Here is a 15613-nt window from a genome sequence, read left to right on the forward strand (position 1 = left end):
GGCTCTTCTGGTCCAGCGGCGGTGACCGCCGAAATGACTGGGCGGATCAGTTCTGCGAGTTGTCGGCAGGAGCCGAACCGTCGGCAGGAGCCGAGTTGTCGGCCGGGGCAGTCGCATCCTGCGCAGGCTTGGCCGGGGCCGCGGCCTTGGCGGCGGCGGCGAGCGTCTCGCCGACCTGCTGGGCGAGATCGCGGGCGACTCCGTTCTGCCAGATGTCGGCCGCCTTCACGAGATCGCGCGTCACCGCCGGGCCGCTGTCGAGCAGCTTCTTGCCGGCATCCGAGCTGTAGAAGGTGGCGATATCGTTGAGGTCCTTTTCGGAGAACACCTTGGCGTAGGCAAGCGCCGCTTCCTTCTCGAGGTCGGCGCGCCGCGAAGCGAGGCCGATCGCCTTCTCGGTGACGGTCTTTCCGATCAGCTCCTGCATGTCGGGGTTCTTCTGGATCAGCTGGTTCTCGAGCGCGGCCGCCGCCTGCGGCAGTATGTTGTCGAACGGGTCGGTGGCGTGGATAGCCACAACTGCGGCCCGCGCGGCCTTGAGATGCGATTCGCTGATATCCTGCGAAAACGCCGGCGAGGACAGCGCAAGGACGGCTGAGGCCGCCAGAAACATCGAAAGGCGGCGAACCCGTTTATGCAACATCATGGTCGATAGAACTCCCTGGTTTTCGGGCGGCATGGACGGTTTGGATGCCGTCGCCGCCGGCGATGATGGCCGTTGACGCCAGCCCGATGAATAGACCGTGCTCGACAACGCCTGGAATGGCGAAGAGAGCATTCGAAAGCGCTCTTGTATCCGGAATGCGGCCAAAAGATGCATCGAGGATAAAGTGGCCGCCGTCTGTAACAAATGGCTGTCCCCCCGTCATCCTCAATGTAACCGGGCCGGCAAGGCCGAGGCCCGTCGCGGCCGCGCGAACCGCGATCTCGGTGGCGCGCAGGCCGAACTTGTTGACTTCGATCGGCAGCGGGAAGCGGCCGAGGGTCTCGACCATCTTGGATTGGTCGGCAATGACGATCATGCGCTTGGATGCCGCCGCGACGATCTTTTCGCGCAACAGCGCCCCGCCGCCGCCCTTGATCAGCGTCAGCGCCGGGTCGATCTCGTCGGCGCCGTCGATCGTGAGGTCGAGCTCAGGCGTCTCCTCCAGTGTCGACAGTGGCACACCGAGCTCGCGGCAGAGTGCCGCAGTGCGCTCGGATGTGGGCACGCCGATGACGGTGAGGCCGGTTGCGACCTTTTCGGCGAGAAGCCGCACGAACGCGTCGGCGGTCGTGCCGGTGCCGATGCCGAGCCGCATGCCGTCACTGACGTGGACGAGCGCTGCCCGCGCGGCTTCGACCTTCAGCTGTCTTGCATCCACGCTTTTGCCCCGATTTCTCTGGTTTCGCGCGCGTCCTAGCATTTTTGCCTGTCCCGTCAAAGGCTCCGCCTGTGGACCGATAGAGGCTGCTTGCTTGACCAGCGCGCAGCTTGTATCGGCTGCGGCATTTCAACCGCTGCAGGACTGGCCATGACCCGACCGATAATCGTGTTCGACCTCGACGGGACGCTGATCGATACCGCGCCGGACCTGCTCGACAGCCTCAACCACAGCCTGGCGGCCGGAGAACTTGCTGCAGTCGACGAGGCCGGCTTCAGGCGTTTCGTCGGCCATGGCGGCCGCGTCATGATCGAGCGCGCGCATGCGGCGCAGAACAAATCGCTCATGGCGGAAGAACACGACCGGCTGCTGAAACTCTTCCTCGACCATTACACGCTGAACATTCCCGGCAAGTCCCGCCCCTACCCCGGCGTCATCGCCGCGCTCGATCGGTTCCAGGCCGCCGGCTACCTGATGGCGGTCTGCACCAACAAATACGAAGCGAATTCCGCGACGCTGATCGGCGCGCTTGGCATGTCGAACTATTTTGCCGCGATCTGCGGCCAGGACACCTTCGCCTTCCGCAAGCCCGACCCGCGCCATCTCACCGAGACGATCCGCCTAGCCGGCGGCGATCCGCACAACGCCTTGATGGTCGGCGATTCGCAGACCGACATCGACACCGCCAAGGCGGCCGGCATTCCGGTGGTGGCGGTCGATTTCGGCTATACGGACCGCCATGTGCGCGAGTTCGAGCCGACGCAGGTGATCTCGCATTTCGACACGCTGACGCCGGATCTGGCCGAACGGCTGATCGCAGCGGCGCGCTGAGTCCCGGCTTTTCAAGGCTGCCGAGTCCCGGCAAATTCGATCGTCGCAGATCGTCGGCACACTGCCTTGACTTCGCGCACCCGCCTCCCTTATATCGCGGCTCGCTTCGGCCTTCGGGCCACAGGCGGGCGATTAGCTCAGCGGGAGAGCACACCCTTCACACGGGTGGGGTCGCAGGTTCAATCCCTGCATCGCCCACCATCCAACTTCCTGAGAATGTTGGATGACTTGGCCCCATGAAACTTCTGAAAATCTCGACGCCGCCGGCGCCTAAATCAGCCCTCTGCGCACGATCAGATGCGTCACCGCCGTCACTAGTATGGCCCCGGTCATGAAATAGAGCGTGGCGATGATGTGGCCTTGATGGAAATGCAACCCGGCAAACAGCAGAGCCATGACCACGGCAAGGAAGGCGATGACGCGAGAGAAGGCATCGGGCATGGGGCGACCTATCACATAAGATGGATGGCCGCCCTCACTCAGCCGCTCGCTCCATAGAGCGGTTTTCGATTTTCCGCAATCGACTCGGTGGCGAACTTGTCAGGCCAGATCCACTTCCACCCATAGCCCGCCCGGTCCCCGGGCAGGATCACGCTGCGCGCTGCGTACGGCCAGGATGGAACCCGACGGCGAAGCGAAAGCCGGTTTTCCATCCGCATTGGCCAGCCACGGATCGTCGGCGCGGATGACGCGGCCCTTGGTCTTTGCTTCGAGCGCGGTCAGGATCGCGTCATAGGGCATCTCGCCCCAATGCACCTTCACCGCATCCAGCTTGTTGGTCGGAATGAACGCCGACAGGTCCGGGCTCGTCATCAGGTCGAGCCCCTGTTTCTGCGGCGTGGCGTTCTGGCTGCCGTGGTGGGCGACTTTCAGATAGACGGTGCGCGCCAAGAGATCGGTTGTGGCGACGGTTCCCTGCCCGACCGGCCATTTCAGGTCCTTCCAGCTCAGCCAGTTGCCGATCTGGGCGTCGCCCGGGAACAGGAACACCCTGCCGCTGTCGATGAGTTCGAAGGCGAGCACCAGGCTGGTGTTGTTGACGCCGCGGTCGAGCTGCAGCGCGAGGTCGGCGGCGATCCCCATCCAGTCCGCGTCGATGCGGCGCCATGACTGGTCGCGGTCCTCCAGGGGGGCCGCGCCGGAGACCGGTCCGGAATAGTGCTTGCGGGTAAAGGCGCCGATATCGACGGCCGTGTCGCTGCCCTTGTCGCCGTTCAGCGCCGTCGAGAGCGGCGTGCCGATATTGCGTTCGAAGGGGCTGAGCTCGTCGATGTAGGTCGGATCGTCGGCCTGGTTCATCTTTAGCCCGGATGCGAGCGCCCGCGCGAACGGCCCGCCGCTGGCGAGCGGGAACATCTCGCTCGCCTTTTCCTCCAGCCGGAGCGCCGCCTTGTCGCGCGGCGGCCCGAGCACATAGATCCGAAGATTGGGCAGGCCATCGATCGCTTGCGGCGCTCCGCCGGGCTCGAAATAGGCGGGCGTTGGTTTTGCGGATAGGTTTGCCGCGGCGTTGCGAGCCGAACGCACCCTCTCCCCTGCGGCGCCGAACTGGAAGCCGAGCACCGCCTGTAGGCCGTCGCGGACACGCTGCATGTAAGGGTTGAGCCCCTGCATGCCGTCGAGCTTCTGGCTGGCGCCCTGCAATGCGTCCAGTGCCTGGCCCTTGAACTTGTCGAGCTCGATGGCTCCAGGGTCGGCTGGATTTTCGGTCCAAGCCATCCAGACATCGCCGACGGAAAAATCCTTGAACAGGTCCTTCGAAGTCAGGAATCCCGAAACATGGTCCCAGTGCTCATGGGTGACGACGAGCACATCGATCTTGCCGCCCGTTTCTTTCTTGAGGTCTCCGACGATGTCGGCGACCAGCGCCGGACCTCCCGTGATCGAGACGTGGATGCCGCAATCGATCAGCATGCGGAACGGCGCGCCATCGGCCTTCGTGAAAGTGAGCAGGTGACAGTCGCCAATGCCCTGGCAATAGTGCCGGACCGTGACGGAAGGAACGCGCGCTGTTGCGGAGGTCGCGGCTCTGCGAGGCCGCCTCGTTGCTGCTGGCTTCCTAGACATGATCGTCGTCTCCGTCGCTGGCATGCAGCATGGCGAAGGGCTCGGAGACCTCGCCGCCGAAATAGAGCGCCCGGAGCGGCGACAGATAGTTCGCCGTCACGGTCTCAGCCTGGCGCTTCTGCCGCTCCGCGCTGCCGGTGTTCTTGATGATCGCGTAGCGGATCTCCTCAAAGCCTTCGCGCGGGTCGATGATGATCGTTGCGCCGCCACGGAACCAGAAGAAGCCGTCACCCTTGTTCACGCCCTGCGGCGCCGGCGTGCCGTCGAAAGCGATCGGAAGCCGCTGCTGGATGACGGCGACGACCTCGACGCGGAACGAGCCGTCCGGCTCGACGCGCCGCGTCGGGCGAACGCTGTAGATGTCGAAGGTCGTCTCGCCCTTCTTCGGCTGGTGCATGACCGTGCCGTCGTCATTGTAGCGCGGCAGATCGGGAAGCAGGCCGAATTGCTTGTAGAGGTCGGGATCGGACGCGAAAGCCTTGTGCATCGCCTTCCAGAGCGCATAGCGGTTCTTGTCGTTGAGGGCGAAGATCTCGGAGCGCTTCAGTTTCTGGTTCCAGCCGAGGTCGATCTTGCTCAGCAGCCCCTTCAGCCAGGGTGGCGAAGGATCCTCCGGCGCGCTCCAGGCGAGCGTCTCTTCCGAAATAGTGCGCACGTCGCGCGGCAGGAGCTTCCATTTGCGGAAGGATTCCAGGAATGCCAGGCGATAGTGCAGAGGATCGTCGGGATAGGCGTCGCGGTCGGCTGTGATCAGCGCCCGCAGATATTCGCCGAAGGTGATGTCGACGGCGGGGCAATAATCGAGCGCCCGGATGCACATGGTCAGCATCTGACTGGCGGTCTTGGCGACTTCGTCTGTAAGGCGCTCGACGAGGCTCGGATGCAACGTGCCCGCCGGCAGGATGCCGGTACCGCCGGTGGCAAGCTGGATCAGATCGTCGGTGCGGCGGTCGGCGATGGCGATGAACGCCTGGTAGACGGCGAAGACGAGGATGGAGCCGCGGTCGTGCGCCTCGACGGTCTTGTCGTAATCGAGGGCGGCCATGCCGGCGCCGCCATATTCGCGCAAAGGTCCGGCCCTGCCGCTGCCCTCGCCGAACTGCTTGGCGATGCCGGACAGTAGCGAGGCCGCCGACAACTCACCCCTCGCCTTGCCGATCTCGAAATTCACCAACTCCTTCAGCGTAAAATGCTGGAACAGCGCCACGATGTCGGCAAAGGCCTCATGGAACGCCGGAACGTCCGGATTCGACGCCTCCTGGAAGCGGCGATGCAGTCCGTCGAGCAGCGCATGCGACATCTCATGCGCGATGATGTCGCTGGAGAGGCACGAAAACACCGTCGTCCCGGGCGTGGTGACATCTCCTTCATTGCCGGTTGCCGGGAAATAGCCGAACAGCAGCGCCTTCTTTTCCGGGCTGTAATAGGCGTTCTCGGCGCGCAGCGCATGCGGATAGATGCGCAGGCGCGGCACATAATGCGCCTTCACCGTCATGTCGCCGGCGCGGCCGGGAGTTTGCGAATAGTGCGGCGCCCATAGCGCCCGCCGCCCCAGCGCGCGCTCGAAATGGCCGATCGTGGTCATGGCGACAGCGTAGACCATCTGCTGGTGGAATTTCGGATTGCCTTCCGAGGGCGGCAGGCCGTCCTGCGCCAAGAGCACCTTGTCGTTGAGGTCGACCGGATCGTAGATGCGGTTCGATGCCGGATCGACATCGACCACTTCGAGATATTCGCCGATCGGGCCCGGCTGCAGCGCCTTGTCGGCCGACGGTTCGTCGTCCCAGGGAACCCAGAGCGTTGCCTGGTAGACCGACACCGAGTCCAATCGCTTGGCGACCGAAGGGTCGAGCGCGTAGATGCGCAGGCGCCGCTGTGGCGGCGGCAACGGACGCGGCTTGCGCTTGATCGGCGCCGGGCTTGCTGCCGGAGCGGCGGCCGGCACCGGCTTGGCGCCGGCCCTGCCCAGCACGTCCTCGAGAAAGGCCCTGAGCGGCTTCGACGGATTGCCCTGGTCCAGGGCGGCTTCGAGATAGCGGTTGCGCGCCGCGGCCGAGATGGCGGCCGGGTCGCCGTCCGGATCGGCGATCGCCTCGTCGACTGCGGCCGTGCTTTGCGTCATCTGCATCAGCTCCAGCGCCAGCATCCTTTGCCGTTGCAATGCCACGGACGACTGTGCGGCAAGCGAATTGCCCCCGGTCAAGAAATCGAGCCAGCTCCACGTATAAGTCGCCCGCGGCAGTTTCTGCAGCAGGCTTTCCGCCGGTGGGGCGACCGCCAGCGCGTCGAAGGCGCGCACCACGCCCTGCCCGATCTTCTCCAGCGCCTCGGCGGCGTTCATCTTCAGCGTCGATTTCTGCGCTGCCTTGAACAGCGCGAAGCGCACGGCCTCGATGCGCATCCAGGGTTGCGAATAGGTCTTCACGACGTCCCAGTGCTCGGCCAGCCAAAGCGCGGCCGCGGCGGCGACCTGCGGCGTCGCCGCAGAGGTGCCGTTGCCGTCCATGTCGACGATCTTGGCGCAATCGATCTCCGCCCAGGGCACGTTGGGCGTGTAGGCGCCGAGCGCCGTCTTCATCTTCGATGGCGGGCCGTAATTGCCCTGCATGGTGCCGAAATCGAGCCCGGTATAGGCGCGGCCGTCACCCATCACGCCGCATGCGGCCAAGACACGGTTGTAGCGGGCTGGATAGACGATGCTGCGCGGCGTGATGGCAAAATTGTTGCCGGCCGCGGTGACCATCACCAGGCCATGGTCGTAGGCGAGATTGACGGCATCGACCAGGGCCTGTGAGGTAAGACCACCCATGCTCATCGACAGCACCTGCGCGCCTTGCTGGCGCGCATAGTCGATCCCCTGCACCATGGTGCCCGTGGTCAGGCGGACCACCCAGTCTGCGATGCGCACTGGAAGGATCTTCGCTTGCGGAGCACCGCCGACGAAGTCGGTGAAGCCCGGCCAATGTGGCGACGTGCCGTCGAGCTTGTTGCCGGCAAGCAGGCTGAGCGTGCCGGTGCCGTGGCCGCGATTGCTGGTGAGTGTGCCGGCAGGCGCATGATCGGTCGCATTGTCCGGCCCAGTGCCATCGTCGACGAAATTGCGCTGCTTGGCCGTGAGAAGCCCGGCCGGCACGGTGCGGTGGCCCGGATCGAAGCCGGTATCGAGATGGGCAATGGTGATATTGGCCTGCTTGGCGCCGGCCTTGCTGCGGGCAGCGGCGAACTGGCTGAAGGACGGCCCCGCGTTCCAGGCAACCACGCCAGGCACCGTCGCCTGCCTGCCGCTCGGGTCCTGATCGTCGAAGGCGCAGACAGGGCTGGCGCTCGCCGCCATGCCGCGGTCGCCGCTGCCGTTCTTGTAGTCCCATTGCTGAACGATGTCGGGCTCGATCGCTAGGACATCGGCGTCGGCAATCGCGACATCTCCGCCGCGAGCCACCAGTTCGTGGGCGTCGTCCCAGGGATTGTCCGAGTCCGCGGCCCTGGCGGAAAGCCGCAGCCAGGTCGCGCCCCGGTCCGTTGCTGCCCCGAAGTCGGCGCCGGAAGCACCTGGCGGCACAGTCAGGATCGGTTCGGCGTCGATCCTTCCGATACCAAGCGACCGGCTTTTGGCCGCAAACCCGGCGCCGTCGCCGCGAACCTTGACAAGGAGACTCCTCGCCATGGCATGCCCCTCCTCGGAAGTTGAAACCATGGCGTGAGCTGCCAATCCCAGTCAAGCCAAGTCCCAAACCATGCTTCGATCGTTCTGTTTGTTTGCCAACTAGGAAACCGGCCGATTCCGTTTCGGCTTCGGCACAATTATGCTCGGTGTCTGAAACATGCATGCGACGAATGACAATCGCGCCGGCCGGTAGGCGCTTCTGTGACCACCTTCACATACGCCGCGCGAGCTTCACGCACAGATATCGCACCGGGTAGCACTGGCTTCTGCTTCAACGCACGGGCTCGAATGGCTTCCGGGCCTGAAAATGGGTCGGTCCTCGGCAGGGAATTTCGATCACCTAGCCATTTTCAGATTTGCTGTCTGCGCGCGTCGGTCACCTCCCGCCACGCGCGCGGACGGCGTTTCAAAGATCGGTCCGCGTCCGCCAGCGCGCTCCGATTCTCATTGCAAGGGAAGTCGCCGGCTAATTTGATGCCTGCGACACACGTCTGGCGCTCGATCTTGACCAAAGGCCATCGTGCTGCCGTGACCGCCACGAAAGGAGACCAGGCCTTGATCGAGCACGCACTTGTCATACAATTTCCGCTCAACGAGAGGCGGAATCGCATCATGTCGACAGCCGGCGTAGACGACCGGGGCGCCGTGCCGCGCCTGGCACGGATCGATCCGCGTCAGTTCGATCTGCTGTTCGGCGGCTGCAAGGTCGAACGCTATGCCGCGGGTCAGCACCTGTTCGTGCAGGAGGACGCTTCCGACCGCATCTATGGCGTGATGAACGGCACCGTCGAAATCTCGCTCTATTCGCCGGGCGGACAGAAGCTGGTGGCCAATATCGAGCTCTCGCGTAGCCTTGTCGGCGAGATCGGCGCCTTGGACGGACGCCCGCGAACGGCAACCGCGATCTGCCTCACCGCGTGCGAGCTGGTTTCTCTCAGCCGAACGCAACTCTTTGATCGCATTGAAAAAAATCCGCCGTTGGCGCGTGCCATGATCGAACTTCTGTGCACGCGGCTGCGCTGGGTCAGCGGCGAGCTCGGCGACCAGGCCTTCTTCGGCATCGAGGCCCGGCTGGCGAAGCGGCTGGTGTTCCTCAGCAGTGTCATGGCCGACGCGGCCGGATGGATCCCGATCTCGCAATCGGAGCTCGGCGAGTTCCTCGGCGCGACTCGCGAATCCGTCAACAAGACGCTCAACGACTGGCGCAATCGGCATATGATCGCCATCAGGCGCGGCGGGCTGCGCATCACCAACGCCGCCGCGCTGAACCAGATCGCCGAATCGCAGGACGACGACTGAGCGATTTTTGGCCCGAATCAAAGCCGCGAAATCAGGTAGCGCAGCGCGGACCGGCTCGGCATGAAGAAGTAACCGCCGCCCTTCGTGGTAACGAATTGTGGCATGTCCTTAAGCACAGTGACCTTTTCCCAGGACGGAATCGAGAACCGGCCGCCGCCGTCGCGCGCGCCGATCGTCGGATCCTTTTCGCCGACAAGCCCCTGGAACGAGCTCGACGAGACCCAGGTCTGCTGGATGAATTCGTACTGACGTTCGATGTCGGCGTTGAGGCACATGAAGAGAAGCCCCTTCTCGACCTTCCCGCTCCGGCCCTTCTTCTCGTAGGTGCGGCCGACGCGCAGGATGCGATGGCGCTTGCCGATCCTGATCTGCGTCTCGCGGTCCTCGCCGAGCGAATCGCGCGGATTGGAGCGGCGTATGTGCGAGCCGAGCGGGCAGCGATGCCCTTGCGGGTCCTCGGCGCCAAGCGCGAAATCGTTGTCGACGCCGCGGCCGGGGCGGCCATCGGGGTTGCGCACCAGCGAGCTGCCGTCCTGCCAGCGCCCGAGCATCTTGGCCGCCACCCAGCGCGGCGTGATGGCGTCGTCGCCGGTCTCGTGCGCAGCCCGCGCGGCGGCGTGCTTGCAGTAGTCGTTGAACAGCTCGACATGCTGCTCGAATTGACGCACGACGAGGAACGAGCCGTTGCGGCCAAAATCGCGCGGCGGTGGAGGCTGGCCGGGGATCTGCCGGTTCCGCCGCACCTGCGACAGGATGCCGGTGCGATCCTGCGCTGCCTCGACTGAGGGCGAGGCTGGATAGAATCCGTGCTCGTCGCGATAGCCGAACAGGAACTCGCCGGGCGCGACCAGATGCATCGGCGCGGCGCCCTTGTTGGCGCGCGACGTGCCCCTGACGATCGGCTGCGAGACACCGTCGGCAAAGCCGAAATGTTCATAGGCGCGCGAGCGCTCCGGCTTGCCGCTGTTGCCGGCATGCTGGGATTTCGCGCCGTCCCTTTTCGGCGAGCGGTTCACGACGAGCGGCAGCTCGGCGACGATTTTCATCCCGGCGCCCGTCGTCTTCCGCTTTGTCGTCGTGATCTCTCCCTTGAGAGCCGCCGGCTCTTCGGCGTAGCAGATGACGACCGCGTCGACCGGCGTCTTGGCCGAGCCCCACTGCCATTTGTCGGCCGCGTCCGGGCCGGTATCGTCGAGGATGCGGCTACGCTCGGGATTGCCCATGCCGTGGCGAAAGGCCGCTGGAAATGTGTCCAGCGGATCGTCGTCGACGCCACCTGCCAGCCCGAGACGGCGAAGGCCGTCGGGACCGAAAGCCACCGTCATGGCTCGTCCGGCAGGCACGCCGTCGCCGAAACTCGTTTTGTCGATGACGAAGTCCAGCCATGCTTTGCGTTGCATTGCCGGCAGATCTTCGGGCACCCGGATCGCCAGCATATGCGCGTAGCCGAGCGCGCCGAACGGACCGAAGAAGATGGATTGGATCTCGCCCGCTTCCAGCTCTTCGAGAGGCGAAGGCGCCGGTTCACGGCTGGCGGTTTCCGCCGGCCTTGCCTGCGGCCGCTGCAACGAGCCGAACAGGCTCACCCAGTCGCGCGCCTCGTTGCCGGTGGCCGAAGCGATGCCGCGCCTGATCCTGGAGTTGATGCGGATGCGCGTGGTGTTGAGATGGGGATAGGCGGAGTACCAGAACAGCGTCGGCACCTGCTGGCGCCGCGCCCAGCGCTTGAAGCGGTCGCCGTCGCGCGCGCCGTCGAGGAAAAGCCAGCGCGTGCGCGGATAACCGTCGGTGTTGCTCCACATCCCGGTCAGGCCTTCCGAAGCCTTGGCGATGAAGTCCTCCAGATAGCTTTCCCAACTGCCGCCGTAGTTGGAGAAGAACATCAGCCTGTCGGTGCCCGGCAGCAGCACCCAGCGGGCGAAGTGAATGGTGTTGATGGTGGCAAGGAATCCCGGCTTGAACACTTTCTGCGCCGATATCGAGATCAGGTAGAAGGAAAGCCTCAGTGCCAGCCGCCGCAAGGTGCCGGCCTTCATCGTCGAGATCGCGGTCAGATGGTTCTGCGCGCAGTGGTCCTCATTGGCGAGGATCCTGTCCAGGGCGCCGATGTGGACCGGGGTGTTCTGCGGTCTGTCCTTGTCCTCGAGGCGCCGCAGGCCCAGGAAGCACAAGCCGACGAACAGCAGGGCGATAGCCAGCAGTCCCAGCACCGCCAGCAGAAGCGCGGTGCCGGCAATTGCGATGTTGGTGAAGGTGATGCCGTGGAGGTTGCCGAACACAAGCACGTAGATCATGCGCCAGAAGGCAAGCACGACGATCGCGACTGTGGCGAGCATAGCCGGCGCAAGCAGCGTCGTCGTCAAGGCCCGCCACCAGCGGCCCGGCGGCCGCTCGAGCAGGCTTTCGGCCGGCTCGAAGGCCCAGCCGAACTGTCCCAGCAACTGGGCATGCCGGCGCGCCTCGGTAATCACCGCAAGGGCGTTGCCGGTACCGGCGCGCGGCTTTTCGACGATCTCGCGCACACTGTCGGCAAGCTCGGCCTCGGCCAGGATGCGGCGCACCGAATGGCCGGGCGTGCCCGAAAAAACCAACCCTGCCGTGCTGCCGAAGGACGGCGATATTTCGATGTGATGCTTCTTCAGGAAGCCGGCAAGCGAGCCGCCGTCGGACAGACCGCAAACGTCCCTGAAGATCGGCCGCAGCCGGTGGCCTATGGCCAGCGTGACGGCGCCGATCACATCGTCGGCGCTGCCGTCGCCGGAGATTTCGAACACGAGCGCCCCGGTATCGAGGCCCGATTTCTCGTCCTTTCCGGTGGCCGCGACTGCAAGGCTGGCGAAATGAATCGAGCCCACCTTGTCGAGCGCGCCGCCCACCTCGTCGATCGCCGGATTGCCGAGGGCGCCGACCTTGTCGCGCACGGCATCCAACGGCACCGCGCGCGCGATCGGGCAAACCACGGTGACCATCGACTGGCCGACTGTGCGGCAAAGCGGCGAGCGCTCGAAATCGACCTTGAGGCTCGCCGGATAGGCGCCGACATTGACCATCTTGCCGGCTCTGCCGCGCGCGCGGCTGAGCTTGGGCTTGCTGAACAGGGCACGAACGCATTCGCCGATCTGTATGCGGGCGATCTCGGCGCCGATGCACAGGTGGATACCATGGCCGAAAACCATGTAGTCGCGGTGCGGACGCGAGGTGTCGAATTCATTTGGCCGTTGCACGATTTCCGGATCGAACATGGCCGACAGCGTCGCCGGCATCACCACGGTTCCAGCTTTCACCAGGCGCTCGCGGCGCGAGCCCTTGCCGATGGTCGCATCGCGGGCGGTGTAGCGCCACGGGCCGACCCAGATCGGCTTGAAGCGCATGGCTTCCAGGATCGCCCGATCGAGCTTGCCGGTATCGCTTGCTGCAATGGCCGCGTCGACGGCCTGGCGGGCATCGGATCGCGACAGGATGACGTCCAGGCAATTGCCGCCGGCAAGCACGTTGGTCGGAACGAAACCGGCAATCATGCCGAGCATGATCGAATGGATGTCGGGCCGCGACAGGCGCCCCTGATCCATGAGCGCGACGAGGCGGGCCAGCGGCCGGCCGTCCTTCCCTCCCTTGTCCCTGACCGCGGCGATCGAGCGCTCGATGACCTTGATCAGGCGATCGCCGCCGACGACCGCGAGCTGGCGCGTTGTCGGGTTCGCGGTCGGATCTGAAAAGAACAGCGCGCTCAGCGCAATCGACCAATCGGCAAACTCGGTTTCGTCGTCGATCTCGAGACCGAAATAGTCGCGGCAGATTCGCACCGGCACAATTTTCATCAGCCCGGCGATGGCGTCGAAGCCCGGGCTGGCTCTGGTCATGATGTCGCGTGAATGACGCTCCGCGATCGGCCTGACGGCGGCTTCGACTTCCGCTGGCGGAAAGGCGCTCAGCACGGCCGACTTCATCTGCCGGTAGGCAGCCCCGTCCTGCATGCCGAGGATGAAGTTCGAACCCCTGGCCAGTTCCGCCATTTCCGGACCGTAGGGCGTTTCGAACTCGTCGCCGCGCTCCAATATGTCGCGCACGTCGACGCCCTTGGTGACGAGCAGGAAATTGCCGAAGGCCAGGTTCGGCCAAAAACGGCGCAGCAGCGCCAGCAACCAGCGCGGATCGCTTAGAAAGAACCCGGCGATGCGGGAGGCAATACCATCCCTGGCGCGAAGCCGGTTGATATCGAACGACGGCATCTCGACGACAGGGCGCTGGCTCTTCTGGGCCGCGCGGACAGCAGCGAAATACTTCAACTTGATCATGCGCGTTCGAGCCCCCCGGCTGTCCAAGTCGATGCGATGCCGGCAACCTAATGGCCTAGGTTTGCATCGGTCCGGCGTATGTGATTTTTTTCACAGTCGTCTGTCTTCGGTTCCAGCGATCATGCAATGGACTTGGCCTGGTCGAAATTCGCGATCAGGAAGTTGTTCTTCGCCGAATCGACGAACGGTATCCAGCGAATCCTCTGCTCGGAAAAGTCGGGATGCCTGGTTGCGAAAATGGCGAGTTCCCGCTCGGCATCGTCGCGGCGGCTGCTCCGCATCAAGGCGCCGATTTTCAGGAACCTGGCGTAGAAGTAGCCGGGCGAAAGGTTGAGCGAGCGGTCGGCAACGGCAATTGCCGCGGGCCAGTCCTCGACGAAGCAGTATGCGGCGGCCAGTTCCCCAAGATTGTGGAAGCGGTAAAGGTCGAACGGGCTCAGCCGCTCGGTATCGAGGAAGAATGGGATCGCGCCGGCGGCATCGCCGAGCAAAAGGCGCGCGCTGCCCATCGCCGAGCGGGCGAAGGCAAAGCTCGGGTTGATATGGATCGCCTCGGTGAGATGCTCGGCGGCCGACGCCGGCCGGCCGCGCATGATGTCGGCCGCGCCGAGATAGGCATGCGGTCGCGCGTCGAGGCTATCCATCAAAAGCGCCTTGCGCGCGAACGCCTCGACCTTGTCCAGGTCGTCGCTGTCGCCGAAGCGCAGCCAAGCCCGCCAGAAATACCACCATGACAGCTCGTTCAGAACGGCACTGGAATTCGGATCCTCCTGGTAGGCCTTGTCGAAGAATTCGAGCGCGATTTCGGTGTCGCCGCGCGTGCGCCTGTTCATGTGCCAGCGGCCCCGCCGCACCAACTGCCAGGTCTCGAGGCTTTCCCACGGCACCTGGAAGGTCCGCACCTGCTCGGCCCGATCGACTTCCTTGTCGAGGATCGAAACGATCTCGCTGCCGATCTGGTCGCGAAGGCTGAAGATGTCGACGAGGTCGCGGTCGAAGCGTTGCGACCAGACGAGACGTCCGTTCGACGTATCGGTGAGCGAGGCGTTGAGGCGGATCTGCCCGCTGTAGCGTGCCAGCGTGCCGCCGACGATATAGCGCGCGCCAAGCGCATTGCCGATGAGCCTGGTCCCGAGGCTGTCGTCGCGGAACTGGAAGCTGGAGCCCTTGGCGATCACCGAAAGCCAGCGGGTGTTGGAGAGGCCGTAGATGATGTCTTCGGCAATGCCGTCGGCCATGTAGCCGACATCGGGCTCGCTTCCGTCGCCCTGGAACGGCAGCACCGCGATTGCCGGCGGTCCCTTGTCGAAGGGTCTGTAGGAACCCGAAGCTGTGGGGATGGCGGCCAAGGGAGCCGTCATCGTGGCGCCGTTGCCGCCGCGCCCGGCTATCAGGACGCGCACCGGCAGGGCGATGTTCTTCAGCATGAACTCGCCGAGGTCGGTAAAGACCGCCGCGGTCTTGTCCTTTACGTGGTGCCAGGTTGTCTCCGAAATGGCGAGGCCGTCATGGGGAGCGAATTCCTGGAGGCGGGCGGCTATGTTGACGTCGTCGCCATAGAGCCGGCCCTCGCGGACGATGACGTCGCCGGTGTTGATCCCGGCCCGAAACGGCATGCGCATCTCCTCGCCCACCGAGGCATTGAGCGCCATGATCCTGTCCTGGAAATCAAAGGCCGCGCGCAAGGCTTCGATCGGGTTGCCGAACTCGGCCATGATGCTGTCGCCGGCAACGCCAAAGGTGCGGCCGCCGAAGGCGCCGCAGCTGTCGGTGATGATATCGCGCCGCTCCTCGAAGGCCGCGACGGCGAGCTCGTCGTCGATGCCCATCAGCCGTGAAAAGCCAACGGCGTCGATAGAAATGATTGTCGCCAGCTGACGGATATAGTGCCGTTCAGCCATGGTTGAGCCCCCGGTCCCTGTTTTCGGTCCAGAACAGGCGACTTCCGCTCTCAAAACACTTCGCCGTTTGCCGACGGAAAATCCCCGGCAGGCTCGGCGCGCCGTTGCCACCCTGTCAGCTTGGAACTCTAACAGGGTCTTGCCAAAAGCTCTACCACGAACAGCTAATGGAACGCGCCTTCGGCCCGACCC

General features: G+C 64.6%; 9 protein-coding genes and 1 tRNA gene. 3 read left to right on the forward strand and 7 right to left on the reverse strand.

All coding sequences use genetic code 11. From position 1 onward, the window contains the following. Positions 1–46: 46 nt before the first annotated feature. Complete coding sequence (locus EJ071_RS25625) at positions 47–646, reverse strand: DUF2059 domain-containing protein (RefSeq protein WP_126100340.1); 600 nt, start codon at positions 644–646, stop codon at positions 47–49. Continuing rightward, a complete protein-coding gene (gene rpiA / locus EJ071_RS25630) occupies positions 633–1364 on the reverse strand; it encodes a ribose-5-phosphate isomerase RpiA (RefSeq protein WP_126100341.1) in 732 nt (243 codons plus the stop codon). The genes EJ071_RS25625 and rpiA overlap by 14 nt, the downstream gene beginning before the upstream one ends. A gap of 150 nt (positions 1365–1514) precedes the next feature. Between rpiA and EJ071_RS25635 the strand changes: the two genes are divergently transcribed. Together EJ071_RS25635 and EJ071_RS25640 are read left to right on the forward strand one after the other, a co-directional pair. Beyond that, positions 1515–2195, forward strand: coding sequence for a phosphoglycolate phosphatase (locus EJ071_RS25635; protein ID WP_126100342.1), 681 nt, complete (start codon positions 1515–1517; stop codon positions 2193–2195). 126 nt (positions 2196–2321) lie between these two features. Continuing rightward, a tRNA-Val gene (locus tag EJ071_RS25640) sits at positions 2322–2396 on the forward strand. Between the two features lie 69 nt (positions 2397–2465). Here EJ071_RS25640 and EJ071_RS38700 read toward each other — a convergent pair. The 3 genes from EJ071_RS38700 to EJ071_RS25650 all read right to left on the reverse strand — a co-directional run bounded on the left by EJ071_RS38700 (position 2466) and on the right by EJ071_RS25650 (position 7926). Beyond that, the gene (locus EJ071_RS38700; protein ID WP_189521219.1) at positions 2466–2636 is read right to left on the reverse strand and encodes a hypothetical protein; all 171 of its coding nucleotides are present in this window, start codon (positions 2634–2636) and stop codon (positions 2466–2468) included. Between the two features lie 99 nt (positions 2637–2735). Further along, positions 2736–4262 carry an MBL fold metallo-hydrolase gene (locus EJ071_RS25645; RefSeq protein ID WP_126100343.1) on the reverse strand — a complete coding sequence of 509 codons (1527 nt, stop codon included), beginning with the start codon at positions 4260–4262 and terminating at the stop codon, positions 2736–2738. Then, positions 4255–7926, reverse strand: a complete 3672-nt coding sequence (locus EJ071_RS25650; RefSeq protein WP_126100344.1) for a S8 family serine peptidase — start codon at positions 7924–7926, stop codon at positions 4255–4257. The genes EJ071_RS25645 and EJ071_RS25650 overlap by 8 nt, the downstream gene beginning before the upstream one ends. Positions 7927–8538: 612 nt before the next feature. Here EJ071_RS25650 and EJ071_RS25655 point away from each other — a divergent pair. Then, positions 8539–9225, forward strand: coding sequence for a Crp/Fnr family transcriptional regulator (locus tag EJ071_RS25655; RefSeq protein ID WP_126100345.1), 687 nt, complete (start codon positions 8539–8541; stop codon positions 9223–9225). 17 nt (positions 9226–9242) lie between these two features. Here the strand turns inward: EJ071_RS25655 and EJ071_RS25660 are convergent, their stop codons facing one another. Together EJ071_RS25660 and EJ071_RS25665 are read right to left on the reverse strand one after the other, a co-directional pair. Next, entirely contained in the window at positions 9243–13520 is a 4278-nt protein-coding gene (locus EJ071_RS25660) for a cytochrome P450 (protein ID WP_126100346.1), read from the reverse strand. Positions 13521–13639: 119 nt separating this feature from the next. Beyond that, the gene (locus tag EJ071_RS25665; RefSeq protein ID WP_126100347.1) at positions 13640–15421 is read right to left on the reverse strand and encodes an adenylate/guanylate cyclase domain-containing protein; all 1782 of its coding nucleotides are present in this window, start codon (positions 15419–15421) and stop codon (positions 13640–13642) included. Positions 15422–15613: the final 192 nt, after the last annotated feature.

The organism is Mesorhizobium sp. M1B.F.Ca.ET.045.04.1.1 (genome assembly GCF_003952465.1).
Lineage (GTDB): Bacteria > Pseudomonadota > Alphaproteobacteria > Rhizobiales > Rhizobiaceae > Mesorhizobium > Mesorhizobium shonense.